This is a genomic window from Xanthomonas bonasiae (assembly GCF_014836395.1).
Classification (GTDB): Bacteria; Pseudomonadota; Gammaproteobacteria; order Xanthomonadales; family Xanthomonadaceae; genus Xanthomonas_A; species Xanthomonas_A bonasiae.
Genome location: NZ_JACSQX010000002.1, coordinates 339,165 through 364,411, shown reverse-complemented (window position 1 = coordinate 364,411; position 25,247 = coordinate 339,165). Strand labels below are relative to the sequence as shown.

The window sequence follows — 25,247 nt, the reverse complement described above, 5'->3', positions numbered from 1 at the left end:
GCGGGTTTGCCGTCCTCGCGCCGCTGGCATAGTCTTCGCGCATGAACCCAGGCCCTTCTGCCCAGGTCGCCACCGCCGCGCCGTCGCCGGCCAACGAGGCGATCCCCGACTACGTTCTGCAACTCGAACGCAGCGCCAGCTATCTGCCGGCCGAGCAGATTCCGCTGCTGCGGCGCGCGTGGGAAGTGGGCGCGGCCGCGCATGCCGGGCAGACCCGCAAGTCGGGCGAGCCCTACATCACCCATCCGGTGGCGGTGGCCGGCGTGCTGGCCGAACTCGGCCTGGACGTGGAGGCGCTGATCGCGGCGATCCTGCACGACACCATCGAAGACACGCCGCTGACCCGCGCCGAACTGGCCGCCGAATTCGGCGAGGCGGTCGCCGAACTGGTCGATGGCGTCACCAAGCTGGACAAGCTTAAGTTCCGCGACCGCCAGGAAGCGGCGGCCGAGAGCTTCCGCAAGATGTTGCTGGCGATGTCGCGCGACCTGCGCGTGATCATGATCAAGCTCGCCGACCGCCTGCACAACATGCGCACGCTCGGCGCGCAGAGCGCCGAGGCGCGCAGCCGCATCGCCCGCGAGACGCTGGAGATCTATGCGCCGATCGCGCAGCGCCTGGGCATGAGCCTGATGAAGTCCGAGTTGCAGAACCTCGGCTTCCGCGCGCTGCACCCGTGGCGCCACGCGATCATCGAAAAGCACATCCGCAGCCAGCCGGTGGTGCGCCGCGAGTCGATGGCGCAGGTGGAGGTGCAGCTGTCGCAGCGCCTGGCCAAGGAGGGGCTGGAGCACCGCCTGGTCAGCCGGATCAAGACCCCGTGGAGCATCTACAACAAGATGCGCGACGAGAACAAATCCTTCGACCAGGTGATGGACGTGTTCGGCTTCCGCCTGGTGGTGCGCGGGGTGCCGGACTGCTACCACGCGCTGGGCGCGGTGCACGCCACGTTCAAGCCGCTGGACGCGCGCTTCCGCGACTTCATCGCCATTCCCAAGGCCAACGGCTACCAGTCGCTGCATACGGTGCTGTTCGGCCCCTACGGCTCGCCGATCGAAGTGCAGATCCGCACCGAGGAAATGGACCTGATCGCCGAGCGCGGCGTGGCCGCGCACTGGACCTACAAGTTCGGCGGCGATTCGCCCAACAGCGCGCAGAGCCGCGCGCATGCGTGGATCGTCGAATTGATCGAATCGCAGCGCGCCGCCGGCTCGTCGCTGGAATTCCTGGACAACGTCAAGGTCGACCTGTTCCCGGACGAGGTCTACCTGTTCACGCCGAAGGGCAAGATCCTGGCGCTGCCGCGCAATTCCACCGCGCTGGATTTCGCCTATGCGGTGCATACCGACGTCGGCAACCGCGCGGTGGCCTCGCGGGTGGACAAGAAGCTGGTGCCGCTGCGCACCAAGCTGGTCAGCGGGCAGACCGTGGAAGTGATCACCGCGCGTTCGGCCACGCCCAAGCCGCAGTGGCTGGAGTTCGTTGTCAGCAGCAAGGCGCGTACCGCGATCCGCCATCAGCTCAAGCAGCTCGAGCACGAGGACGCGGTGCAGCTCGGCCACCGCATGCTCGACCGCGCGCTGGAGGCGATGGACAGCGCGCTGGAACGGCTGCCGAAGGGGCGCCTGGACTCGTTCCTCAGCGAGCACCGCTATCCGCGCCTGGAGGCGTTGCTGGCCGACATCGCGCTGGGTAACTGGATGCCGAACCAGGCCGCGCAGGCGCTGATGGCCTATGCGGAACTGCGCGGCGGCGGCCTGTCCAAGCATTCGCAGGAAAAGATCCTGATCAACGGCACCGAGCGTGGCGTGGTCAGCTTCGCCAACTGCTGCCAGCCGATTCCCGGCGACGAGATCATGGGCTATCACACCGCCGGCAAGGGCATCGTCGTGCACCGGCTGGATTGCCCGAACCTGGCCGAACTGCGCAAGTCGCCGGAGCGCTGGGTGCCGATCGGCTGGGACACCAGCGTCATCGGCGACTACGACACCGCGTTGGTGGTGGACGTGGAGAACCGCACCGGCGTGCTGGCGCAACTGGCCGCGGCGATCGCGCAGAGCCAGTCCAACATCGAGCGCGTGGACTACCTGGATCGCGACTTCAACGCCGCGGTGCTGCGCTTCAACATCCAGGTACGCGACCGCAACCACCTGGCCGAAGTGATGCGCCGGTTGCGCCGGCTGACCGCGGTGCAGAGTGTGCGCAGGCAGTAGTGGAGCCGGGATTCGGGGCTCGGGGGATGGTCGCAAGTGCGCTGCATCTTGCTTTTCTGTAGGAGCGCCTTCAGCCGCGACACCTTCCCGGTAAAGCGTCGCGGCTGAAGCCGCTCCTGCAGAAAGGCGGTTTGTCGCTGGCTGGAAGAGGCGTCTTCCTCAAAAGAATCGGTACTTCAAGTCTTTTGACAGCGATATGCCTCGAGACAGCATCCTGCCGTCCCGAGTCCCGAGTCCCGAGTCCCGAGTCCCGAGTCCCGAGTCCCGAGTCCCGAGTCCCGAGTAAAATACCCATTCCTTTTTCCGTTGGAGCCGCCATGTCCCGCCAGATCATCCACACCGAGCAGGCGCCGGCCGCGATCGGTCCGTATTCGCAGGCGGTGCGCGCCGGCAACACGGTGTATTTCTCCGGCCAGATCCCGCTGGATCCGGCGACCGGCGAGGTCGTGCCCGGCGATGTCGGCGCGCAGGCGCGCCGCGCCTTCGACAACCTCAAGGCGGTGGCCGAGGCGGCCGGCGGTTCGCTCGACCGGATCGTGCGGCTCGGCCTGTACCTGACCGACCTGTCGCAGTTCGCCCAGGTCAATGCGGTGATGCAGGACTATTTCCAGGCGCCGTTCCCCGCGCGTTCCACCGTCGAAGTGTCCGCGCTGCCGAAGGGCGTCGGCTTCGAGGTCGATGCGGTGATGGTGCTCGACTGACCCTCGCCCGTGCCGCGCGTGCAGGTTCCGGCGCCGGCGCTGTCGGCGGCAGGCGAGGCGCCGCTGTCGGCGCTGCCGGGCGTTGGCCCGAAGGTCGCCGAGAAGTTCGCCGCGCGCGGCCTGCTGACCCTGCAGGACCTGTGGCTGCACCTGCCGCTGCGCTATGAGGACCGCACCCGGCTGACCCCGGTGGCGGCGCTGCAGCCGGGCGTCCCGGCGCAGGTCGAAGTGCGGGTGGAGGCGGTGGATCGCGGTTTCCGCTACCGGCCGATGCTGCGCGTGGCGGTCGCCGACGACTCGCGCGCCACCCTGGTGCTGCGCTTCTTCCAGTTCCGTGCCGCGCAGGTGGCGCAGTTCGCGGTGGGCGCGCGGCTGCGCGCGTTCGGCACGCCCAAGCCGGGCCAGCACGGCCTGGAGATCGTGCACCCGAGTTACCAGATCCTCGGCGGCGACGCGGCCGCGGGTCTGGACGACAGCCTGGACCCGGTGTATCCGGCGGTCGAAGGCATCGGCCCGGCGACGCTGCGCAAGCTGATCGGGCAGGCGCTGGACCGATTGCCCGACGAAGCGTCGCTGGAGCTGCTGCCGGCGGCGATGCTGGCCGAACTGGGGCTGCCGTCGTTGCGCAGCGCGCTGCTGATCGCGCACCGGCCGCCGCCGCAGGCCGACCTGGGCGCGCTCGCCGCCGGCCTGCATCCGGCGCAACAGCGGTTGGCGCTGGAAGAGCTGTTGGCGCACCACCTGAGCCTGCGTCGCCAGCGCATCGCGCTGCAGCGGCAGCGTTCGCCGTCGCTGCGCGGGCGCGGCCTGCTGGCCAAGCGCCTGCAGCAGTCGCTGCCGTTCCAGCTCACCGGCGCGCAACAGCGGGTGTTCGCGCAGATCCGCGCCGACCTGGAAAAGCCCTCGCCGATGCTGCGCCTGGTGCAGGGCGACGTCGGCAGCGGCAAGACCGTGGTCGCGGCGCTGGCGGCGATGCTGGCGGTGGACAAGGGCAAGCAGGCGGCGCTGGCGGCGCCGACCGAACTGCTCGCCGAACAGCACCTGGCGAACCTGCGCGCCTGGCTGGAGCCGCTGGGCATCCGCGTCGCCTGGCTGGCCGGCAAGGTCACCGGCAAGGCGCGCGCCGCGGTGCTGGCGCAGATCGCCTCGGGCGAGGCGCAGGTGGTGGTCGGCACGCACGCGCTGATGCAGGCCGCGGTGGCCTTCCACGACCTGGCCCTGGCCATCGTCGACGAGCAGCACCGCTTCGGCGTGCATCAGCGCCTGGCGCTGCGCGACAAGGGCGCCACCGGCGCCGGCGTGCCGCACCAGCTGGTGATGACCGCCACCCCGATCCCGCGCACGCTGGCGATGGCCGCGTACGCGGACCTGGACGTGTCGGCGATCGACGAACTGCCGCCCGGGCGCACGCCGGTGCAGACCATCGTGCTCAGCGCCGAGCGCCGCCCGGAGCTGGTGCAGCGCATCCGCGTGGCCTGCGCCGAAGGCCGCCAGGCGTACTGGGTGTGCACGCTGATCGACGAAACCGAAGACAGCGACAAGCCGGCGTCCGGGCCGGGCGGCGGCAACCGCATCGACGCAACGGCCGCGCAGGCCACCTTCGAGTCGCTGTCGGCACAGTTGCCGGAACTGAAGGTGGGGTTGGTGCACGGGCGCATGAAGGGCGCCGAGAAGCAGGCGGCGATGCGCGCGTTCAAGCAGGGCGAGATCGACCTGCTGGTCGCCACCACGGTCATCGAGGTCGGCGTCGACGTGCCCAACGCGTCGCTGATGATCATCGAGAACGCCGAGCGGCTGGGTCTGGCACAGCTGCACCAGCTGCGCGGTCGGGTCGGGCGCGGCGCGGCCGCCTCCAGTTGTGTGCTGATGTACCAGGCGCCGCTGTCGGCGATGGCGCGGCAGCGGTTGCAGACCATGCGCCAGACCAACGACGGCTTCGTCATCGCCGAGAAGGACCTGGAGCTGCGCGGCCCCGGCGAACTGCTCGGCACCCGCCAGACCGGCCTGGCCGCGTTCCGCGTCGCCGACCTGGCGCGCGACGCCGGCCTGTTGCCGCGGGTGCATGCGCTGGCCGAACGGCTGCTGGCCGAGTCGCCGGTCCTGGCCGATCGCATCGTCGCGCGCTGGGTGGGGGGCGCGGCGCGGTTCGCGGGGGCTTAGCCGTGGCTGGCGCCACGGCTGGGATTGGGGATTGGGAATTGGGGATTCGCCCAGGCCGCGGAAGCCCCGGCTTCCCAGGTCCGCGCCGCAATGCCAGACTCGGCGGCCGAACGGAATGACGAAGAATCACGCATGAGCGACAAGATTCCCCTGTTGATCGACACCGATCCCGGCGTGGACGATGCCCTGGCCCTGCTGATGGCCTTCGCCGACGATCGCCACGACGTGGTCGGCCTGACCATCGCCGCCGGCAACGTCGGCCTGCAGCACACCGTGCGCAATGCGCTGAAGCTGTGCGAAGTGGCCGGGCGCGAGGACGTGCCGGTGTTCGCCGGCTGCGCCGACCCGTTGCTGCACCCGGCGGTGGACGCCGCCCACGTGCATGGCCTGGACGGTTTCGGCGATGTCGGCCTGGCGCCGGCGGCGCGCGCCGCCGAGTCCGAGCACGCAGCCCTGGCGATCCTGCGCCTGTCGCACCGGTACGCCGGTTCGCTGCTGCTGGTCGCGCTCGGTCCGCTGACCAACATCGCGCTGGCGCTGAAGCTGGATCCGACCCTGCCGCAGCGGGTGCGCCGCTTCGTGGTGATGGGCGGGGCGATCACCTGCCACGGCAACATCACCCCGGCCGCCGAGTTCAATATCGCCTTCGATCCGGAAGCGGCGCACATCGTGTTTTCCGGGTTCCCGCACATCGAGGTCGCCGACTGGGAGGCCACCGTCGCCCATGGCCTGCCGCACCGCGAGGTCGAGCAATGGCTGGCCGCGGATGCCGACAAGGCGCGCTTCTACGAGGAGATCTCGCGCAAGACCCGGCTGTGGTCGGAGGATTCGCGTGGCGAGCACTGGTATGCCGCCGATGCGCTGGCGATGGCCTGGGCGCTGCAGCCCGAGGGCGCGCTGGAGGTGCAGTCGCGGCCGCTGCAGGTCGAACTGGCCGGGGTCCACAGCCGCGGCGCCACCCTGGTCGACTGGAACCGCCAGCTGGGCCTGGCCGACAACGCGGCCATGCTGATCCGCTACGACCAGGCCCGTTTCCAGGCATTGGCGCGTGCGGCGGTCGGCGCCGGCTGAGCCGGGCAGGGCGGCCGCCCCGGTGCGGCAGGGCGTGGCCGGGACGCCGCGCCCGCGCCCTGGCGTCGCCGGGCGTGAATTCCGCGCAAGTTGTTCTTGCGTGCAGGCCGGGTGAGTTGCTATAGTTTCCCTCTTGTCCAGCAGCCCCCTACGGTGCGAGCCCATGAAGGCCGACATCCATCCCAAGTACCACAACGTCGTGTTTCACGACGTCACCTCCGATTTCAAGATCCTGACCCGTTCGACCATGTCCTCGAAAGACAAGGTCAAGTGGGAGGACGGCGAAGAATATCCGCTGGTCAAGGTCGAAATTTCCTCGGCTTCGCACCCGTTCTATACGGGCAAGCACAAGGTCATCGACACCAGCGGCCGCATCGACAAGTTCCAGAAGCGCTACGCGCGCTGATCGAGCGGTCGAAGTGGTAAAGAAGGCCGCGCCCTGCGCGGCCTTCTTTTTTGGCGTCCCCGATGCATCGATTCCCGGCTGTGATGCCGGCGTAGATTCTCCCGTCCTGGCGATGGCGAGGATGCAACGCTGTGTCGCCGCCCAGCCCTCGCTCTACGACTTCAGTACGAGCGACTACTCAAATGTTGCTGTGCGATAATGACGCGATCCGTGGTAATTGCCGTGGACTTCCTTCACGCGTCTGTTCGCAAAGTACGGGCAGGCGCCTTCCACTGAGGAGCGCACACTGTGTCCGATCTTGATCAGGTCACGCTGAATGCCGGCGACAAGTCGGTCGTTCTGCCGGTACTCAAACCCACCTTGGGCAACGATTGCGTCGACATTTCCAAGTTGACCAAAGAAACCGGTCTGTTCACCTACGACTCGGGCTTCACCGCGACCGCCAGCTGCAAGTCGGCGATCACCTACATCGACGGCGACAACGGCGTGCTGCTGTACCGCGGCTACCCGATCGAGCAGCTGGCCGAGAAGTCCAACTTCCTCGAAGTGGCCTACCTGCTGATGAACGGCGAGCTGCCGACCGCCGACGAATTCAAGAAGTTCGACCACGAAGTGACGCATCACACGATGATGCACGAGTCGCTGAAGAACTTCCTCGGCGGCTTCCGCCACGACGCGCACCCGATGGCGATGATGGCCGGCACCGTGGCCTCGCTGTCGGCGTTCTACCACGACACGTTGGACCTCAACGATCCGGAACAGCGGCGCCTGGCCGCGATCCGCCTGATCGCCAAGGTGCCGACGATCGCCGCCGCGGCGCACCGCTATTCGATCGGCTGGCCGATCCGCTACCCGCGCAACAACCTCGGCTACGTCGACCGTTTCCTGCACATGATGTTCGAAGTGCCGAGCGAGCAGCTGGAGATGAATCCGGTCGTGGCCAAGGCGCTGGACCTGCTGTTCATCCTGCACGCCGACCACGAGCAGAACGCCTCGACCTCGACCGTGCGCCTGGTCGGTTCCACCGGCGCCAATCCGTACGCCTCCGTCGCCGCCGGCATCACCGCGCTGTGGGGCCCGGCGCATGGCGGCGCCAACGAAGCCGTGCTGAAGATGCTGGAAGAGATCGGCACCGCCGACAACGTCGAGAGCGCCGTGGCCAAGGCCAAGGACAAGAACTCGAGCTTCCGCCTGATGGGCTTCGGCCACCGCGTCTACAAGAACTTCGATCCGCGCGCCAAGATCATCCGCGAGATGACCCACAAGGTGCTGGGCGAACTGGGCGTCAACGATCCGCTGCTGGAAGTGGCGCTGAAGCTGGAAGAGGCCGCGCTGAAGGACGACTACTTCGTGCAGCGCAAGCTGTACCCGAACGTCGACTTCTACTCGGGCATCATCTACAAGGCGCTGAACATTCCGGTGGAGATGTTCACCGTGATGTTCGCCATCGCGCGCACCGCGGGTTGGGTGTCGCATTGGCTGGAGCAGCAGGTCGATCCGGAAATGAAGATCGGCCGCCCGCGCCAGATCTACACCGGCTACGACAAGCGCGACTACAAGGCCGACGGCCAGCGCTGATCGCGCTGCCGCTGGTCTGTCGCAATCGAACGCCCCGCTTCGCGGGGCGTTTTTTTATGGGGCGAAGCGCGATGCGACGGCTTTTCCGGAAGCCTCTCGTCGCGACGGATGGCCCGATGTCACCCGGAGTCGCTCCCATAAACATGCGTGCATGCAACGCGCTGAAGCGCTGTTCATGCGGGAGGGGCTTCGGCTCCGGCAGGATCTGCGGCCGGAAGGTCTGCCGCTGCGTTCGTCGCGGCTGACGCCGCTCCTGCAGAGACGTGCGGCCAACTCGCTGGGTGCACTGCGGCAGCAACTCCGGATGGCCCGAGGCTGCCGGCGCCGTTTCCGCGGGGCAGCGTGGAGTGCATGACCTGGATCGAAATGTCCTACAACTGCGCCGGCACGTCGATCTGCGCCACCAACGCATGGCTGTCGGCGTCGTGCATGCGCGCGATGCCGTCGAGGTCGAGCAGGTAGAAGTGGCCGCGGTCGGTCAGGAAGTGCCAGGCCAGTACCTGCCTGCCGTCGTGCGCATGGCTGGGATCGCCGGCGGTGACGCGGTCCAGCGCGTGCCCGCTGTCGGCGCACAGGCGGCGGATCAGTTTCATGTAGCGCGGTTCGTTCTCCAGCGCCGCGGCGATGCGCTCGAGGCGATCGGGCAGGGCGGCGCCGCGGCGCTCGACCTCGGCCTGCATCTCCGGAATCGACAGCGCCACCAGCTGCGGATGCGCGCGCAGCCAGGCCGAATTCAGTGCGATCAGGTCCTCTTCTTCCGCCAGCGCGAAGAACGCGTCGCCATGCCGGTCGAGCGCATCGCGCGCCGGGTTGTCGCCGAAGTACTGGCCGTCCATGAACGCCTGCAACGTGGCGTCGTCCATCTGTTCGAGCAGCGCGCGGCTGGCCGCGTACAGCGCCGCATGCCGGGTTGCCCGCATCGCCTGCAGTCCGCGCCCGACCTGGTCCAGCACCAGCGGATCGGCGTTGCAGTTGTAGACGAACTGGGCGAAGCCGCCGTTTTCCACCTGCGCCACGTAGAAGTCGACGTAATAACTGCACATCGCATCGGCGGCGATCTCGTCCGGGCGCAGCCACTGGTCGAGCTGGGCGTTGATGAAGCTGATGTTGGACTGGATCGGCGCGTACGCGTCGTCGCTGTCGAGACTGTTGCGCGAGACGACGATGGCGTCGGGCGGAATGGCGGGCATGCAGCGGGTCCGTTGGCAGAAAGGAAGCGGTGCGCCGGGCGCGGCGCGCGCGGGCGCTCAGCGGCGCTGCTGGTAGTCGGCGATGTCCTGTTCGGTCAGCAGCTGCCGCAGCTGGCTTTCCGAGGCGCGCCGCATCGGCTTCTCGTCGACCTGCGACAGCGGCGCCTGGCGCAGCGCATCGTAGGGCAGCACGGTCAGGTCGAAGGTCAGTTCCTCGGCGGCGAACAGCCACACCGGGAAGTCCTCGCTGCGTTCGCGGTCCAGGCGCAGCCGGCGCGTGCGCGATTCGGCCGGGATCCGGTGTTCTTCGAGGAAGCGCGCCACCGCGTCGGCGTCGTCGCTGTGCAGGTGCAGTTGCACCGGGCTGTTGGCATCGGCGGTGCCGTCGTGCACCGGGCCGACCAGGCGCGGGGCGAAGCCATGCAGGAAGTCCATCGCGCGCAACGCGGCCTCGCGGCGCAGGCGCAGGCCGCCGGCGTGGTCGGGTCCGGCGAACAGGCGCTGGTACTCGCGCAGCGCATCCTCGATCTCGCGGTTGCGCGGCAGCGAGGCGTCGTCGTGGATGCCGAGCCGCTCGGCGGCCTTCAGCTTGGCCTGGTGGAAGTCGCGGATGCCGCCTTCGGCCATCAGCCGGGCGGCTTCGTGGGCCAGCCGGCGGCGGCGTTCGTGCGTGCGGGTCTGGGCATGTTGCCGAGCGTGGTGCATGGGGCCGCCTCCCTGAAAGCCTGCCCCGACTGTACAACAGCGCGGTGACATCGGCATGCAGGCGGTTGACGCGCTGGACGGCCGCTGCAGTCCGCTCGACCGGCCGCGGCGACGCGGCATCCGCCCCGTGGCGATCCCGCCAGCCAGCGCCGCCTCGGCAGCGGGGCCCGCCGAGTCCCGAGTCCCCGGTTCCGAGTCCCGCGCGCGTCAGAAAATATCGAACGCGGCGTCGTCGGTCTTCTGGTCCTGCAGGCCGTAGTCGAACTCCTGGATGCGATCCATGTCCTCGACCTTGACCCACTCGGTGGCGCCGTTGAGCGTGGCCTGGACCATGCCGGCCGGCGGGTCGTTGCTGGCGATCGGCTTGTCCTTCAGCGCCACGCGCATGTACTCGATCCAGATCGGCAGCGCCGCCTTGCCGCCGTACTCGCGGTAGCCGAGCGAGCGGAAGTCGTCGCGGCCGACCCACACGGTGGTCACGTAGGGGCCGCCGAAGCCGGAGAACCAGGCGTCGCGATGGTCGTTGGTGGAGCCGGTCTTGCCGCCGACGTCCGCGCGGCCCAGGACCTTGGCCGCAGTGCCGGTGCCGCGCTGGACCACGTCGCGCATCATCGAGACCAGCTGGTAGGCGGTGCGCTCGTCGATCGCGCGCGGCGCCACCTTGGCGTCGGGGTCGGTCGCCGGCGCGGTGTCGGCCGGGGTCGGAGCGGCGGCGGCGGTGGCCGCGGGCTTGGGCGGCGGTGGCGGCGCGGCGCTGCCGAAGTTGAAGCCGTCGACGACCTGGCTGGCCGGGGTGGCGCTGCCGCCGACGCTGCCGCAGCTGCGGCAGGCGGTGGGCGGGTGCTCCTGGAACAGCACGTTGCCGTCGCGGTCGGTGACCTTGTCGATGATCCAGGTATCCACCCGCGAGCCGCCGTTGACGAACACCGCATAGCCGCGCGCCACCGACAGCGGGGTCAGCGACGCGGTGCCCAGCGACATCGACAGGTTGGGCGGCAGCTCGGCCTCCTGGAAGCCGAACTGGCTGATGTACTTGCGCGCGAAGTCCACGCCGATGCTGTCGAGCAGGCGTACCGAGACCAGGTTGCGCGACTGCACCAGCGCTTCGCGCAAGCGCATCGGGCCGCGGAAGCCGCCGCCGTCGTTCTGCGGCGACCAGGTCTTGCCGCGGCGGTCGCGGAACACCACCGGCGCGTCGAGCACGATCGAGGCCGGGTTGAAGCCCTTCTCGAACGCGGCCGCGTACAGGAACGGCTTGAAGCTGGATCCCGGCTGGCGCCGCGCCTGGGTGGCGCGGTTGAACTTGTTGCCGGCATAGCTGAAGCCGCCGACCAGGGCGCGCAGCGCGCCGTTGCTGGCGTCCAGCGACACCAGCGCCGACTGCCCGCGCGGCAGCTGGGTGACTTCCCACTCGCCCGGCTTGTCGCCGGCCTGGATCCGCACCAGGTCGCCGCGCTTGAGCAGGGTGGCGGGGCTGCGCCCGGTCCAGCGGCTGGACGCGACCGGCAGCACCAGTTCGCTCTTGTTGGCCAGCACCACGGTGGCGCTGCCGTCGCTGCCGGTGGCGGCGACGATGCTCGGCAGCATGCCGCCCTGCGCATTGATCCCGGCCAGATGGCTGGCCAGCGCGGCCGCGTCGGCATCGGCGGCGACGTCGAAATGCTTCTCCACGCCGTTCCAGCCATGGCGGCGGTCGTAGATCACCAGGCCCTGGCGCACCGCATGGTTGGCCGCGGTCTGCAGCTCGGTGTCGATGGTGGTGGTGACGTGGTAGCCCTTGTCGAGCACGTCGCCGCCGAAGCGCGCGATCATCTCCTGGCGCACCAGCTCGGCCACGTAGGGCGATTCGACCTCGACCGGGCGCTCGTGCGGGGTCGCGTGCATCGGCACCGCCTTGGCGGCGTCGGCCTCGGCCTGGGTGACGAAGCCCAGCGCGGCCATGCGGCTGAGCACGTAGTTGTCGCGGCGCTGCTTGGCGCGCTCGGGATTGCTGATCGGGTTGCCGCTGGACGGGAACTTGGGGATGCTGGACAGCGAGGCCATCTCGTCCAGGCTCAGTTCGTTGAGCTTCTTGCCGTAGTAGTACTCGGCCGCGGCGGCGATGCCGTAGGCACGGTTGCCGAAGAAGCTCTTGTTGAGGTACAGCTCGAAGATCTCGTCCTTGCTCAGCTCGGCCTCGATCTTGCGCGCCAGCAGGATCTCGGCCAGCTTGCGGGTATAGCTGTATTCGGAGCTCAGGAAGAACTGGCGGGCGACCTGCTGGGTGATGGTCGAGCCGCCCGGCACGCGCTTGTCGTTGGTCGTGGCCAGCAGCCACACGGCGCGGGCGATGCCTTTGTAGTCGACCCCGCCGTGCTGGTAGAAGCGCGCGTCCTCGGTGGCCAGGAACGCCTGCTTCAGCCGCTCCGGCACGTCCTTCATGGTGATCGGATAGCGCCGGGTCTCGCCGAACAGGGCCATCAGCTTGCCGTCGCTGGCATAGACGTACATGGGCTCCTGCAGCTCCACCTGACGCAGCGTCTGCACGTCGGGAAGCTTGGAGGAAACGACGTAATACAGACCGCCGGCGGCGGCGGCTCCGATCAGGGCGAGAACGACGAACGTGACCAGCGCCCAGCGCAGCCAACGACGAAAACGGGGCATCGAGAGAGATTCCGATTGCAGATTTCTTGGGCGCAGAGTATAGAGTACGCCGGGGAAAGGCTGGGGCCGATTCCGGGGATGCGACGGGTTTGCTGCCACGGGATACGTTGTGACGTAAGTCGCGACATGTCCAGGGCGGTTGCCAATTGCAAAAAATTTGTTATTAATGCGTGGGCGCAGCATTGCCGTCCAAGTGCCCGTCGGCAGGGGAAAATCCGTGGGGCTTATTCCAAAGAGTCAGCAACCGCTGATCGGTGTCGATATCAGTTCGACCGCGGTCAAGCTGTTGCAGCTGTCCCGTAGCGGCAACCGGTTCCGCGTAGAGCACTACGCCGTGGAACCCCTGCCGCCCAACGCCGTGGTCGAGAAGAACATCGTCGAGGTCGAGGCCGTGGGCGAGGCGATCCGCCGCGCCGTGACCCGTTCCGGCACCCGCGCCAAGCATGCCGCCGCGGCGGTGGCCGGCTCGGCGGTGATCACCAAGCTGATCCCGATGCCGGCCGAGCTCGACGAGAACGAGCTGGAAGCGCAGGTCGAGCTGGAGGCGGTCAACTACATCCCGTACCCGATCGACGAAGTGAACCTGGACTTCGAGGTGCTGGGGATCATCCCCAACAACCCGGAAATGGTGCAGGTGCTGCTGGCCGCGTCGCGCTCGGAGAACGTCGAGCTGCGCCAGTCGGCGCTGGAGCTCGGCGGCCTGGTCGCCAAGGTCATGGACGTGGAGGCCTTCGCGGTCGAGAACGCGTTCGCGCTGGTCGCCAGCGAGCTGCCGGTGGCGGCCGACGGCGTCGTCGCCCTGGTCGATATCGGCGCCACCATGACCACGCTCAACGTGCTGCGCGGCGGACGCAGCCTGTACAGCCGCGAACAGGTGTTCGGCGGCAAGCAGCTGACCGACGAAGTGATGCGCCGCTATGGCCTGACCTACGAGGAAGCCGGCATGGCCAAGCGCCAGGGCGGGTTGCCGGAAAGCTACGAGATCGAGGTGCTGGAGCCGTTCAAGGAAGCCACGGTGCAGCAGATCAGCCGCCTGCTGCAGTTCTTCTACGCCGGCAGCGAATTCAATCGGGTCGACCATATCGTGCTGGCCGGCGGTTGCGCGGCGCTGGCCGGGCTGCCGGAGATGGTCGAGGAACAACTGGGGGTGGCGACCGTGGTCGCCAACCCGCTGGCGCAGATGACCCTGGGGCCGAAGGTCCAGGCGCATGCGCTGGCCCAGGACGCACCGGCGCTGATGATCGCCACCGGCCTGGCTCTGAGGAGCTTCGACTGATGGCAAAAATCAATCTGCTGCCCTGGCGGGCGGAGCGGCGCAAGCAGCGCGAGCGCGAGTTCTACGCGATGCTGGGCTTCGCCGCGCTGGCCGGCGTGCTGCTGGCGCTGCTGATCTGGTTCTACTACGACCGCCAGATCACCGGGCAGAACGAGCGCAATGCCTACCTGCAGACCGAGATCGACAAGGTCAAGGCGCAGAACCAGGAAATCGACAAGCTCGACGAGCAGAAGCGGCGCCTGCTGGCGCGCAAGCGGGTCATCGAGGAACTGCAGGCCAAGCGCTCGCAGATGGTGCACCTGTTCGATTCGCTGGTGCGCACGATCCCCGACGGCGTGGTGCTGACCGCGGTCAAGCAGGAAGGCGACATCCTGACGCTGGAAGGGCGCTCGCAATCCAATGCGCGGGTCAGCGCCTACATGCGCAACCTCGAGGGCTCGGGCTGGATGACCAATCCGGAGCTGTCGGTGATCGAGGCCAAGGCGCAGGAGAAGGAGGTCAAGGGGCCGATCGTCGACACCAAGGCCTTGCCTTACGTGTTCACCCTCAAGGTCAAGCTGCCGGTGCCGGGCGATGGTTCGGACGCGGCGACGGGCGCTGCCGCGCCAGCGCCAGGCGCACCTGCCGCAGCCCCGGTTCCGGGCGCCTCCGGCGCGCCGGCACCCGCTGCCGTTCCCGCGCCGACTGCACCGACTGCACCCGCGCCGCCGGCCGCCACGCCGGCGACGCCAGCGGCCACGCCAGCGCAACAGGGACCGGCGTCATGAGCAAGAAATTCAACGTAAAAGACCTGGACTTCAACAATCTCGGCAACTGGCCGCAGCAGGCCAAGATCGGCTTCTGCGTGCTGGTCACGCTGTTCATCCTGATCCTGTCCTGGTTCCTGCTGCTCAGCGACAAGCGCGACGAGCTGGGAACGCTGGAGCAGAAGGAAACCGAGCTGCGCGCTTCGTTCGAGAAGGAGCAGAGCCGAGCGGTCAATCTGCAGCCGCTGAAGCAGCAGCTGGCGCAGATGGAGCAGGTGCTGCAACAGATGCTGCGGCAGCTGCCGAGCAAGACCGAGATGCCGGACCTGATCATCGACATCTCGCAGACCGCGTTGTCCAGTGGCCTGGCCAACGAGCTGTTCCAGCCGGGCCCGGAGTCGCCGAAGGAGTTCTACGCGGAGAAGCCGATCGCGCTGCGCATGGTCGGCAGCTACCACCAGTTCGGCGCCTTCGTCAGCGGCGTGGCGTCGCTGCCGCGGGTGGTGATCCTGACCATGCACGACATCAATCTGAAACCGCGAGACAAGGCAGCAGGCATTACCGCGCGCGGCGAGCTGGAACTGTCCGGAACGGTCAAGACCTATCGCTATCTCGATGACAAGGAGATGGCGGATCAGGAGAAGGCGGCGGCTGCGGCGAAAAAAGGTACTCAGCAAGGCGGTGGCGCATGAAGCGGCGGACCAGGGCGTTCGAGTGCTTGGCGGGGCTGGCGCTGGTGGCGCTGCTCGGCGGTTGCGGCCGTGGCGTGACCAGCACGCCGGGTGACGCGCCGAACCTGGAGAACTGGGTCAAGGAAGTGCGCGCGCGGCCGGCGCAGCCGCTGGAGCCGCTGCCGGTGATGCAGCAGTTCGAGACCTTCGAGTATGCGGCGCAGGGCCTGCGCGATCCGTTCAGCGATGCCTGGTCTAGTCCGGACGGCAACAACGGCCTGCGCCCGGATCCGAACCGGCGCAAGGAACCGCTGGAGCAGTTCCCGCTGGACGGCCTCAAGATGGTCGGCACGCTGGGCAACGGCGCGGGCCTGGTGGCGCTGGTGATGGCGCCGGACAAGGTGACGTATCGGGTCCGTCCCGGCATCTACATGGGGCAGAGCGATGGCCGCGTGACCGGGGTGCACGAGGATCGCATCGATTTGATTGAACTGGTGCCGGATGGCGCTGGCGGTTGGCTGGAACGTCCAGCCGCCGTGGCGTTGGACGATCAATGATTGATTATGGGGATAGCACGATGACTTTTTCCAAAGCCCTGAGCCTGCGTCCCATCCGGCGCCACGCGACGGTGCGGCTACGCGCATTGGGGTTCGCGGCGCTGCTGGGAAGTTCGGCCGCGATGGGCGCGGCGCTGGCGGCAACGCCGGCGGCGGGTCCGGCGCAGGCGACGGCGCAGTCACCGGCCAAGCTCACGGTGTCGAAGATCGACTTCAAGCGCGGCGACGGCGATGCGGGGCGGCTGATCCTGCACTTCAGCGGCGCCGGCGCCAGTCCCGACCTGCGCACCCAGGGCAACACCGTGGTGGTCGACGTCGGCAACGCCTCGTTGCCGGCGGAACTGCAGCGTCCGCTCAACGTCACCGACTTCGCCACCCCGGTGCAGCGCATCGACGCCAAGCCGTACGCCGGTGGCGCGCAGCTGGTGCTGAGCACCAACGGCGCCTTCGAGTCGTTGGCTTACCAGTCGGGGAACGAGTACGTGGTGGAGATTTCGCCGCGGACCTCGGCGCCGGCGGTGGGCGCGGTCAGCGCGGCCACGGTCAGCCAGGCGGCGGCGCAGGTCGCCGCGCGCGGCTACAGCGGCCGCCCGGTGACGTTCAACTTCCAGGACGTGCCGGTGCGCACCGTGCTGCAGCTGATCGCCGAGGAATCCAACCTCAACATCGTCGCCTCCGACACCGTGCAGGGCAGCGTCACCCTGCGCCTGGTCAACGTGCCGTGGGACCAGGCGCTGGACATCGTGTTGCGCGCCAAGGGCCTGGACAAGCGCCGCGACGGCGCCGTGGTCTGGGTCGCGCCGCAGCAGGAACTGGCCAAGTTCGAGCAGGACAAGGAAGACGCGCGGATCGCGATCGAGAACCGCGAGGACCTGAGCACCGACTACATCCAGATCAACTACCACAGCGCCACCACGATCTTCAAAGCGCTGACCGAGGCCAAGGGTATTGGTGGAGGTGGTGGTGGCGGTGGCGGTAGTGGTGGCAGTGGTAGCAGTCAGACCGACAACGGCTTCTTGTCGCCGCGCGGGCGCATCGTTGCGGACGAGCGCACCAACACGCTGATGATCAGCGACATCCCGAAGAAGATCGCGCAGATGCGCGAGCTGATCAACGTCATCGATCGTCCGGTCGACCAGGTGCTGATCGAGGGCCGCATCGTCATCGCCACCGATACCTTTGCTCGTGATCTGGGCGCCAAGTTCGGCATCGGCGGGACCAAGGCCTACGGCGACAATACCGCGACTATCGGTAGCAGCGCGACCGGTGGCAATACTTCCGCCACGCGTGGGCTCAATGTCGATCTGAGCGGCAATACCTTTACTACTCCGGCGACGCTGCCGGGCTTGGCCTATACATTGCTTGGTTCGAATTTCAACCTGGATCTGGAGCTGTCGGCACTGCAGGAGGAGGGTCGTGGCGAAGTCATCTCTAATCCGCGCATCGTGACCTCCAATCAGCGCGAGGCGGTGATCAAGCAAGGCAAGGAAATCGCCTACGTCACGATTACCGGCGGCACCGCCGGGACCGCGGCGACGCCGAACGTGCAGTTCAAGGAAGTGCTGCTGGAGCTGAAGGTCACCCCGACCATCACCGACGACAGCCGCGTGTTCCTGAACATGAACGTGAAGAAGGACGAAGTGGATCACTACGTGACCCTTGCCGGTTACGGCACCGTTCCGGAAATCAACCGCCGCGAGATCAATACCGCGGTACTGGTGGACGACGGCCAGACCGTGGTGATCGGCGGCGTGTACGAGTTCACCGACCGCAACAGCATTTCCAAGGTGCCGTTCCTGGGCGATATCCCGTTCCTGGGCAATCTGTTCAAGAAGCGCGGCCGCAGCAAGAGCAAGGCCGAATTGCTGATCTTCGTGACCCCGAAGGTGATGCGCGTGGCCAAGCGCGCGCCTGCCGCCGGCTGACGCGCCGGCCGTGCCGAAAGACGGCGCGCCTGCCAACAACCACGGTAGTACCGAGACGGGAGAAGCCTCTGCTTCTCCCGTCGTCGTTTGTGCCGGCGGATGAGGCAAATCTGAATTTGCGGCCGATTGTTGCGCCGGACGCAGAACCATTTCACCGCCGATGGGTCAAACTCGGCACATGAACACCACGCCCTCCAGCTTCGATCCCACTCCCGCCGCGTCCGAGCAGCAGCGCCTGCATGCGGCGTTCCTCGCCCTGCGCGACGGCCTGTCCGAAACCATCGTCGGCCAGTCCGCGTTGGTGGAGCGCCTGCTGATCGCGCTGCTCGCCGACGGCCACCTGCTGGTCGAAGGCGCGCCGGGCCTGGCCAAGACCACCGCGATCCGCGCGCTGGCAGCGCGGCTGGAAGCGGATTTCGCCCGTGTCCAGTTCACCCCGGACCTGTTGCCGGCCGACCTGACCGGCACCGAGGTGTGGCGTCCGCAGGAAAGCCGCTTCGAGTTCCTGCCCGGGCCGATCTTCCATCCGATCCTGCTTGCCGACGAGATCAACCGCGCGCCGGCCAAGGTGCAGTCGGCGTTGCTGGAAGCCATGGGCGAGCGCCAGGTCACCGTCGGCCGGCATACCTATGCGCTGCCGAAGCTGTTCCTGGTGATGGCCACGCAGAACCCGATCGAGCAGGAAGGCACGTTCCCGCTGCCGGAAGCGCAGCTGGACCGGTTCCTGATGCACGTGCGGATCGGCTATCCGGAGGCCGCCGCCGAGGCCGAGATCCTGCGCCTGGCGCGCGAGCGTGCGCGCGAAACCCTGGACCATGGCGAGGCGCCGCCGCCGCGGATGCCGCTGGACGACGTGTTCGCCGCGCGGCGCGCGGTGCTGTCGCTGCACATGGCGCCGCCGCTGGAGCGCTATCTGATCGAACTGGTGCTGGCCTCGCGCGATGCCAGCGGCTACGACCCGGCACTGGCGCGGCGCATCGCCTGGGGCGCGAGCCCGCGCGGCTCGATCGCGCTGGAGCGCTGCGCGCGCGCGCGCGCCTGGTTGGCGGGACGCGATTTCGTCACCCCGGACGACGTACGTGCGGTGGCGCCGGACGTGTTGCGCCATCGCGTGCTGCCCAGCTACGAGGCCACGGCCGAGGGCTGGGATGGCGATCGTCTGGTCGCCGCGCTGCTGGACAAGGTGCCGCCGCCTTGAGCGAGCGGCAGCGCCAATCCGGGCGGCCGCAGCGCCGCAGCACGCCGGTACACCGCGCCGCCGTGCGGCCAGCGCGCGGCAGCGTGGCGCAGGCGAGGTAAGCGACGATGGCGGTGCAGGTGATGCCTCCGCAGACGCCACGCGCCGACGCCGCGACCGGCGCGGACGGCGTGCGGCCGACCCTGGCCGAGCTGGTGGCGCTGCGCGCGACGGTGGCGCGGGTGCCACCGCCGCGGCGCGGCCGCCATGGCCTCAGCGGCAGTGCGCCGGCGGCGCTGCGTGGTCGCGGCATGGAGTACGCCGAGTCGCGCGAATACGTGGCCGGCGACGATGTCCGCCATATCGACTGGCGGCTCACCGCGCGCAGCGGGCGCACCCATACCAAGCTGTTCCAGGCCGAGCGCGAGCGACTCAGCCTGATCGTGGCCGATACCGCGCCGACGCTGTATTTCGGCACCCGCGTGCGCTTCAAGTCGGTGCAGGCGGCGCGTGCGGGGGCGGTGGCGGCGTGGACCGCACAGCGCCAGGGCGACCGCCTGGCCGCCTTGCGCGGCAGCCGCAGCGAGGCGCCGGTACCGCCGGCGGCCGGGCCGCGCGGCGCCTTGCGCGTGCTCGACGCGCTGGCGCGCTGGTACGCGCAGCCGCCGCAGGACGATGCCGGCCTCGGCGTGGCGCTGGAACACGCGGCCAAGCTGCTGCGGCCGGGCTCGCGGCTGGTGGTGCTGGCCGATCCGGCCAGCGCGAATGCGATTCCGGCGGCGCGCTGGGCCGGGCTGGCGCTGCACAACGACGTGGTGCTGCTGCTGTTGGCCGACGCGCTGGAACTGCAGCCGCCGCGGGCGGCGCTGCCGTTCTGGGCCGGCGGCCGCCGGGTGGAAATCGATTTGCAGGCGGCCAGCGCGCAACAGCGCTGGCACGAACAATTCGTCGCGCCGCTGGAAACCCTGGCGGCCGAACTGCCCGGCCGCGGCGTGCAGGTGCGCGTGCTGCGCAGCGACGCGGCCAGCGAATCCTGGCTGCTGCCGGTGCCCGGCGGGAGCGCGCCGCGATGACGCCGCAACAACTGCCGCTGCGCGACGTGCATCTGCCGCCGGCGCCGCCGTGGTGGCCGCCGGCGGCAGGCTGGTTGCTGCTTGGCGCAGCGGTGGTGTTGGCGCTGGGCATCGCGCTCGGCCTGTGGGCCTGGCGGCGCGCGCGGCGGCACCGCTGGCAGCGCCAGTTCGATGCGGCGCTCGCCACCGGCGCCGCGCCGGCGCAAGTGGCCGCCGTGTCGGAGCTGCTGCGCCGCGCGGCGCGGCGGCGCGACCCGGGCGCCGCCGCGTTGCAGGGCGAGCCATGGCTGCGCTTCCTGGACGGCGGCAAGCGCCAGGACTTCTCTGCGGGACCGGGCCGCGTGCTGCTCGATGGCGGCTATCGGCGCGAACTGGATCATGCGCAACTGCAAGCGCTGCTGCCGCTGGCGCGGCGCCGCTTCCTCGAGCTGATGGGCGGGCGTCGCGCGTGATGGCGATGAGCATGCTTTCGCTGCACTGGCAAAACCTCAGCGATCTGCTTGCCGGGTTCGCCTGGCCGTGGATGTGGCTGGCGATGCCGTTGCCGCTGCTGGCGCGCCTGCTGCTGCCGGCACAGCGCGGCAGCGCGCCGGCCTTGCGCGTGCCGTATGGCGCCCAGTTGCAGGCGGTGGCGGCTGCGCCCGCGCGCGGCGGTCTGTGGCGGGTCGGCCTGTGGCTGACATGGCTGGCCTGGTTCTGCCTGTGCGGTGCGGCGGCGCGGCCGCTGCAACTGGGCGAGCCGATCTCGCCGCCGCAGCAGGCGCGGCAACTGATGCTGGCGGTGGACCTGTCCGGCAGCATGAGCGAGCCGGACATGACCCTGGGCGGGCGCGTGGTGGATCGGTTGACCGCGGCCAAGGCGGTGCTGGCCGACTTCCTCGACCGCCGCGACGGCGACCGTATCGGCCTGCTGGTGTTCGGCCAGCAGGCGTATGCGCTGACCCCGCTGACCGCCGATCTGGCGACGGTGCGCGATCAGTTGCGCGACAGCGTGGTCGGCCTGGCCGGACGCGAGACCGCGCTCGGCGACGCGATCGCGCTGTCGGTCAAGCGCCTGCGCGAGCAGCCGCAGGGCGACCGGGTGCTGATCGTGCTGACCGATGGCGTCAACACCGCCGGCGTGCTGGAACCGATCAAGGCGGCGGAGCTGGCCAAGGCCGAACACGTGCGCGTCTACACCATCGCCTTCGGCGGCGCCGGCGGCTATTCGCTGTTCGGCTTGCCGATGCCCGGTGGCGGCGGCGACGACCAGGTCGACGAGGACACCTTGCGCAAGATCGCGCAGGACACCGGCGGCCGTTTCTTCCGCGCCCGCGATACCGACCAGCTGGTGTCGATCTATGCGGAACTGGAGCGCCTGGAACCGGTGCGTTCGGCCGGCCCGGCGGTGCGCCCGCGGATCGAGCGCTATGCGTGGCCGCTGGGCGCGGCGCTGCTGCTGGGACTGATCGCCTTCGTGTGGCCCTGGAGGCGGCAATGAACGCGGTGCTCGGTTTCCTGGAGGCGTTGCATCTGCTGCGTCCGCAGTGGCTGTGGGCGTTGTCGTTGCTGCCGTTGCTGGGTTGGAGCTGGCTGCGCCGGCGCCGGCGCAGCAATGTGTGGCGACACAATGTGGACGCGCATCTGCTGCCGCATCTGCTGGCGAAGGAGGATGGCCGCCAATCGCTGTCCGGGTTGTGGCTGGCCGCGCTCGGCTACGTGCTTGCGGTCGTGGCGCTGTCCGGGCCGAGCTGGCGCCAGGAACAGCAGCCGCTGTGGCAGTCGCGCACGCCGCTGGTGATCGCGCTGGATCTGTCGCCGCGGATCGAGGCCGGCGACCTGCCGCCGTCGCGCCTGCTGCAGGCGCGCGCCAAGCTGGCGACGCTGCTGCGCGAGCGTGCCGGCGGCGAAGTCGCGTTGCTGGCCTACGCCGGCGAACCCTACACCGTCGCGCCGCTGACCGACGACGCGGCCAACGTCGCCCTGTTCCTGGATGCGCTGTCGCCGCAGGTGATGCCGGCGCCTGGGCAGCGCACCGACCTGGCGATCGATTGGGCGGCACAGCTGCTGCGCCAGGCCGGTTTCACCCGCGGCGACATCCTGTTGCTCAGCGACCAGGCCGACGCGCAGGCGCAGCAGGCCGCGTCGCGCGCGGCCGGGCAGGGCTACCGGGTGTCGGCGCTGGGATTGGGAACCACGCAGGGTGCGGCCTATCGCGATGGCCAGGGCGGCGTCGGCCACGCGCAACTGGATCCGGGCTCGCTGCAAGCGCTGGCGAGCGCCGGCAACGGCCGCTACGCCGCGCTGACGCCCACCGATGCCGATCTGCGCGAGCTGGGCGTGCTGCAACCGGCGCAGCAGCAGGACGCGACGGCCGCCGGCGAGCACAGTGGACGGGTCTGGGTGGATCAGGGCTATTGGCTGCTGCCGGCGCTGTTGCTGCTGGCGCTGTTCGCGTTCCGCCGCCGCGGTGGCGCTGCGTTGCTGCTGGTGTTGCTGCTGCCGTTGGCGATGCCGCTGCCGGCGCGTGCGGCGGCGGCCGAGGCGGTCGGCGGCGATTGGTGGCGGCGTGCCGACCAGGTGCGCCAGCAGCGTCTGGACGCGGGCGTGCAGTCCTATCGCAAGGGCGATTTCGCCGCCGCGCAACAGCAGTTCGAGGGCATCGACAGCGACCAGGGCTGGTACAACCTGGGCAATGCCTTGGCCCGCCAGGGCCGCTACGACGAGGCGATCGACGCCTACGACAAGGCGTTGCGGCAGCATCCGCAGATGGCCGATGCGATCGCCAACCGCGCCGCGGTCGATGCCGCGCGCAAGCGCCAGTCCGGGCAGAACGACTCCGGGCAGAACAAGCCGGGACAGCAGGGCAAGGACCAATCGCAGCAGAACCAAAAGGGCCAGCCGCAGCCGGGCGCCGGCGGCGCGCCCAAGGGCCAGGACCCGTCGCAGGCCAAGGCGCCGTCGCCCGCGGATGCGCAAGGCCAGCCGGGACAGAAGAAGGCGCAGTCGCAGGCGGGGTCCAAGGACAAGGATGCGCCGCCGCCGGGGCCGCCAAAGCCGGGCGATGCGCAGGCACAGCAGCAGGCCGACGCGGCGCAGCGCCAGCAGATGCAGCAGGCGATGGCGCAGCAGGGCGCGGCAGGCAAGGAGGCGGCCGCACGCGCCGCCGCGGCCGCCGCGGAAACCCCGCAGCAGCGCGAACAGCGCCAGGCGGTGGAGGCGTGGCTGCGGCGGGTACCGGACGATCCGGGCAACCTGCTGCGCGCCAAATTCAAGCTCGAACACGAACGCAGGCAGCGGGAAGGACCATGATCGAACGCAAGCAACGCCGCTGGCGCCGGGACGCGTCCGCCACGCGGATGCGGTCGGCGATGCTGACCCTGTGGGCGGGGCTGCTGCTGGCCGCGCTGGCGCTGCCGGCCGCGGCCGCCACCCGCGCCTGGCTGGACCGCGACAGCATCGGCGCCGGCGAGAGCGTCACTCTCAACATCGAGACCGACCAGGGCCTGGCGGCGCCGGAGTACGCGCCGCTGCGCGCGCAGTTCGCGCTCAGCGACGAGGTCAACAGCCGGCAGATGCAGATGGTCAACGGCCAGGTCACGGCCAAGTCGCTGTTCGGCGTGGCGCTGACCCCGCGCGACACCGGCACGCTCGACATCCCGTCGTTGCGCGTGGGCAACGAGCGCACCGCGCCGCTGCGGCTGCAGGTCGCCGCGGCCGCGCCGGCGCCGGCCGGCAGCACCCGCGCCGGCGATCCGGCGCAACTCGGCAACGCCGACGTGTTCGTGCAGACCGTGGCCGACGACGCGCAGCCGTATGTGCAGCAGAGCGTGGGCGTGGTGGTGCGGCTGTACCTGGGCGTGCCGCTGACCTCGGGCGAACTGGACCTGGATCCGCCGGCCGGCGCCGCGCTGCAGCGCATCGGCGACGATGTCCAGAGCCGGCGCGAGATCGACGGACGCATGTTCACCATCGTCGAGCGCCGCTACCTGCTGGTGCCCGAGCGCAGCGGGCCGTTGTCGCTGCCCGGCGCGCGCTTCCGCGGCCGCGGCCCCAGCGGCTTCTTCGACGATTATTTCGGCCGCGGCGGCGACCTCAGCGCGCGCAGTGCGGCGCAGACCCTGCAGGTGCGCGCGCAACCGGCCAATGCGCCGCAGCCGTGGCTGCCGCTGCACGACCTGCGCCTGCGCTACACCGCCACGCCGCAACGTGCGGTGGTGGGCGAGGCGGCCGACATCGTGGTCGAGGCCAGCGCGCGCGGCGCCACTCAGGCGCAGTTTCCGGAACTGCCGACGCCGAGCGTCGATGGCGCGCAGGTGTTCGCCGAGCCGCCGCAGTTCGACGAGACGTTCGTCGACGGCAGCCCGCAACTGAAGATCACCCGGCGCTACTCGATCGTGCCGCAAACCGCGGGGCCGTTGCGGGTCAGCGGGCTGCGCGTGCCGTGGTGGGACGTGGCGGCCGGCAGCGCGCGCGAGGCCAGCTTGCCCGATCTGGACCTGCAGGTGCTGCCCGGGCGTGCCGCACCCGTCGCGCCGGCCGCGCCGGCCAGCGCAGCGGTGCCGCGCGTGGACGCGGCGCCGGCCGGCAACGCGGTGACGCCGACCCACGCGGTGTCCGGGTGGGTCGGGTCGTTGCCGCTGTGGATGGCGCTTGCCGCGCTGTTCGCGCTGTTGTGGCTGGCGACGCTGGTCTGGGCCTGGCGCCGCAGCCGCGGTGCGCGTGCACCGGCCGGCGCCCACGCTGCGCCGGCTGCGGCGGGCGCTGCGCCACGCGCCCGCTACGGCCTGCCCGACCTGCGCAAGGCGCTGGATGCCGGCGGCCTGGACGAGGTCGCGGCGATCCTGTGCGCGCAGGCCGGCGTCGCCGATCTCGATGCGCTGCTGACCCGCCTGGACGATCCGGCGCAACGCGAGGCGGTGCTGCGCCTGCAACGCGCGCGTTGGGGCGGTGCCGGCGATGTGCCTGGCGCGCGCGCCGCGCTGCGCCAGGCGTTCTGGGCCGGGCCGCGCTGGCGCGACGCGCCGCGCAAGCACGGCAAGGACGAGCTGCCGCCGCTGTATCCGCGCGACGCGTAAGCAGCGTCGGCGCGGGCCTGGGCGACGCGGCCCGCAGCGCACTCGCCAGGTGGCGCGGGCTTGCGGCCCGCCGGTGCGGGTTTGTTAAGCTCGGGGTT

General features: G+C 69.6%; 20 protein-coding genes. 17 read left to right on the top strand and 3 right to left on the bottom strand.

All coding sequences use genetic code 11. The features are described 5' to 3' along the window. The first annotated feature begins 41 nt into the window (after positions 1–41). From H9658_RS04335 to H9658_RS04310, 6 genes are all read left to right on the top strand, one after another. Entirely contained in the window at positions 42–2,213 is a 2,172-nt protein-coding gene (locus tag H9658_RS04335; protein WP_179566931.1) for a RelA/SpoT family protein, read from the top strand. Between the two features lie 317 nt (positions 2,214–2,530). Beyond that, positions 2,531–2,914, top strand: coding sequence for a RidA family protein (locus tag H9658_RS04330; protein ID WP_053842173.1), 384 nt, complete (start codon positions 2,531–2,533; stop codon positions 2,912–2,914). A gap of 9 nt (positions 2,915–2,923) precedes the next feature. Then, positions 2,924–5,074 (top strand): ATP-dependent DNA helicase RecG, encoded by a 2,151-nt coding sequence (gene recG / locus H9658_RS04325; RefSeq protein ID WP_191824479.1) that lies wholly within the window; start codon positions 2,924–2,926, stop codon positions 5,072–5,074. Between the two features lie 132 nt (positions 5,075–5,206). Next, positions 5,207–6,145, top strand: coding sequence for a nucleoside hydrolase (locus tag H9658_RS04320; protein WP_179566927.1), 939 nt, complete (start codon positions 5,207–5,209; stop codon positions 6,143–6,145). A gap of 163 nt (positions 6,146–6,308) precedes the next feature. Then, the gene (locus tag H9658_RS04315) at positions 6,309–6,551 is read left to right on the top strand and encodes a type B 50S ribosomal protein L31 (RefSeq protein WP_046977672.1); all 243 of its coding nucleotides are present in this window, start codon (positions 6,309–6,311) and stop codon (positions 6,549–6,551) included. A gap of 288 nt (positions 6,552–6,839) precedes the next feature. Further along, positions 6,840–8,129, top strand: a complete 1,290-nt coding sequence (locus H9658_RS04310; protein WP_179566925.1) for a citrate synthase — start codon at positions 6,840–6,842, stop codon at positions 8,127–8,129. 371 nt (positions 8,130–8,500) lie between these two features. Here H9658_RS04310 and H9658_RS04305 read toward each other — a convergent pair whose 3' ends face one another. The 3 genes from H9658_RS04305 to H9658_RS04295 all read right to left on the bottom strand — a co-directional run bounded on the left by H9658_RS04305 (position 8,501) and on the right by H9658_RS04295 (position 12,667). Beyond that, a complete protein-coding gene (locus tag H9658_RS04305) occupies positions 8,501–9,319 on the bottom strand; it encodes a DMP19 family protein (protein ID WP_191824478.1) in 819 nt (272 codons plus the stop codon). Positions 9,320–9,376: 57 nt separating this feature from the next. After that, positions 9,377–10,024, bottom strand: a complete 648-nt coding sequence (locus H9658_RS04300; protein WP_179566916.1) for a hypothetical protein — start codon at positions 10,022–10,024, stop codon at positions 9,377–9,379. 207 nt (positions 10,025–10,231) lie between these two features. Then, complete coding sequence (locus tag H9658_RS04295; RefSeq protein WP_191824477.1) at positions 10,232–12,667, bottom strand: penicillin-binding protein 1A; 2,436 nt, start codon at positions 12,665–12,667, stop codon at positions 10,232–10,234. 217 nt (positions 12,668–12,884) lie between these two features. On the opposite strand from H9658_RS04295, the gene H9658_RS04290 reads away from it, so the two are divergent. From H9658_RS04290 to H9658_RS04240, 11 genes are all read left to right on the top strand, one after another. Next, on the top strand, positions 12,885–13,943 hold the full coding sequence (locus H9658_RS04290; protein WP_338123791.1) for a pilus assembly protein PilM: 1,059 nt from the start codon (positions 12,885–12,887) through the stop codon (positions 13,941–13,943). Then, entirely contained in the window at positions 13,943–14,710 is a 768-nt protein-coding gene (locus H9658_RS04285) for a PilN domain-containing protein (RefSeq protein WP_191824476.1), read from the top strand. The genes H9658_RS04290 and H9658_RS04285 overlap by 1 nt, the downstream gene beginning before the upstream one ends. Next, positions 14,707–15,381, top strand: coding sequence for a type IV pilus inner membrane component PilO (gene pilO, locus H9658_RS04280; RefSeq protein WP_191824475.1), 675 nt, complete (start codon positions 14,707–14,709; stop codon positions 15,379–15,381). Before H9658_RS04285 ends, pilO begins: the two co-directional genes overlap by 4 nt. Continuing rightward, positions 15,378–15,917, top strand: a complete 540-nt coding sequence (locus H9658_RS04275) for a pilus assembly protein PilP (protein ID WP_179566906.1) — start codon at positions 15,378–15,380, stop codon at positions 15,915–15,917. The genes pilO and H9658_RS04275 overlap by 4 nt, the downstream gene beginning before the upstream one ends. A 20-nt stretch (positions 15,918–15,937) precedes the next feature. After that, the gene (locus H9658_RS04270) at positions 15,938–17,842 is read left to right on the top strand and encodes a type IV pilus secretin PilQ (protein WP_191824474.1); all 1,905 of its coding nucleotides are present in this window, start codon (positions 15,938–15,940) and stop codon (positions 17,840–17,842) included. Positions 17,843–18,020: 178 nt separating this feature from the next. Next, positions 18,021–19,040, top strand: a complete 1,020-nt coding sequence (locus H9658_RS04265) for an AAA family ATPase (RefSeq protein ID WP_179566902.1) — start codon at positions 18,021–18,023, stop codon at positions 19,038–19,040. 122 nt (positions 19,041–19,162) lie between these two features. Then, positions 19,163–20,092, top strand: coding sequence for a DUF58 domain-containing protein (locus H9658_RS04260; protein ID WP_191824473.1), 930 nt, complete (start codon positions 19,163–19,165; stop codon positions 20,090–20,092). Then, complete coding sequence (locus H9658_RS04255) at positions 20,089–20,544, top strand: DUF4381 family protein (RefSeq protein ID WP_191824472.1); 456 nt, start codon at positions 20,089–20,091, stop codon at positions 20,542–20,544. Before H9658_RS04260 ends, H9658_RS04255 begins: the two co-directional genes overlap by 4 nt. A gap of 11 nt (positions 20,545–20,555) precedes the next feature. Next, positions 20,556–21,572, top strand: coding sequence for a vWA domain-containing protein (locus H9658_RS04250; protein WP_191824584.1), 1,017 nt, complete (start codon positions 20,556–20,558; stop codon positions 21,570–21,572). Beyond that, complete coding sequence (locus tag H9658_RS04245) at positions 21,569–23,383, top strand: vWA domain-containing protein (RefSeq protein ID WP_191824471.1); 1,815 nt, start codon at positions 21,569–21,571, stop codon at positions 23,381–23,383. Before H9658_RS04250 ends, H9658_RS04245 begins: the two co-directional genes overlap by 4 nt. 47 nt (positions 23,384–23,430) lie before the next feature. After that, the gene (locus H9658_RS04240; RefSeq protein WP_225209762.1) at positions 23,431–25,149 is read left to right on the top strand and encodes a BatD family protein; all 1,719 of its coding nucleotides are present in this window, start codon (positions 23,431–23,433) and stop codon (positions 25,147–25,149) included. The last annotated feature ends 98 nt before the right edge of the window (positions 25,150–25,247 follow it).

What these genes read in the sequence shown, in the direction of transcription:
- H9658_RS04335 (WP_179566931.1), top strand. Translation starts at nt 42, where the DNA reads ATGAACCCAGGCCCTTCTGCCCAGGTCGCCACCGCCGCGCCGTCGCCG.
- H9658_RS04330 (WP_053842173.1), top strand. Translation starts at nt 2,531, where the DNA reads ATGTCCCGCCAGATCATCCACACCGAGCAGGCGCCGGCCGCGATCGGT.
- H9658_RS04320 (WP_179566927.1), top strand. Translation starts at nt 5,207, where the DNA reads ATGAGCGACAAGATTCCCCTGTTGATCGACACCGATCCCGGCGTGGAC.
- H9658_RS04315 (WP_046977672.1), top strand. Translation starts at nt 6,309, where the DNA reads ATGAAGGCCGACATCCATCCCAAGTACCACAACGTCGTGTTTCACGAC.
- H9658_RS04305 (WP_191824478.1), bottom strand. Translation starts at nt 9,319, where the DNA reads ATGCCCGCCATTCCGCCCGACGCCATCGTCGTCTCGCGCAACAGTCTC.
- H9658_RS04300 (WP_179566916.1), bottom strand. Translation starts at nt 10,024, where the DNA reads ATGCACCACGCTCGGCAACATGCCCAGACCCGCACGCACGAACGCCGC.
- H9658_RS04295 (WP_191824477.1), bottom strand. Translation starts at nt 12,667, where the DNA reads ATGCCCCGTTTTCGTCGTTGGCTGCGCTGGGCGCTGGTCACGTTCGTC.
- H9658_RS04285 (WP_191824476.1), top strand. Translation starts at nt 13,943, where the DNA reads ATGGCAAAAATCAATCTGCTGCCCTGGCGGGCGGAGCGGCGCAAGCAG.
- pilO (WP_191824475.1), top strand. Translation starts at nt 14,707, where the DNA reads ATGAGCAAGAAATTCAACGTAAAAGACCTGGACTTCAACAATCTCGGC.
- H9658_RS04275 (WP_179566906.1), top strand. Translation starts at nt 15,378, where the DNA reads ATGAAGCGGCGGACCAGGGCGTTCGAGTGCTTGGCGGGGCTGGCGCTG.
- H9658_RS04270 (WP_191824474.1), top strand. Translation starts at nt 15,938, where the DNA reads ATGACTTTTTCCAAAGCCCTGAGCCTGCGTCCCATCCGGCGCCACGCG.
- H9658_RS04265 (WP_179566902.1), top strand. Translation starts at nt 18,021, where the DNA reads ATGAACACCACGCCCTCCAGCTTCGATCCCACTCCCGCCGCGTCCGAG.
- H9658_RS04260 (WP_191824473.1), top strand. Translation starts at nt 19,163, where the DNA reads ATGCCTCCGCAGACGCCACGCGCCGACGCCGCGACCGGCGCGGACGGC.
- H9658_RS04255 (WP_191824472.1), top strand. Translation starts at nt 20,089, where the DNA reads ATGACGCCGCAACAACTGCCGCTGCGCGACGTGCATCTGCCGCCGGCG.
- H9658_RS04250 (WP_191824584.1), top strand. Translation starts at nt 20,556, where the DNA reads ATGCTTTCGCTGCACTGGCAAAACCTCAGCGATCTGCTTGCCGGGTTC.
- H9658_RS04245 (WP_191824471.1), top strand. Translation starts at nt 21,569, where the DNA reads ATGAACGCGGTGCTCGGTTTCCTGGAGGCGTTGCATCTGCTGCGTCCG.
- H9658_RS04240 (WP_225209762.1), top strand. Translation starts at nt 23,431, where the DNA reads ATGCGGTCGGCGATGCTGACCCTGTGGGCGGGGCTGCTGCTGGCCGCG.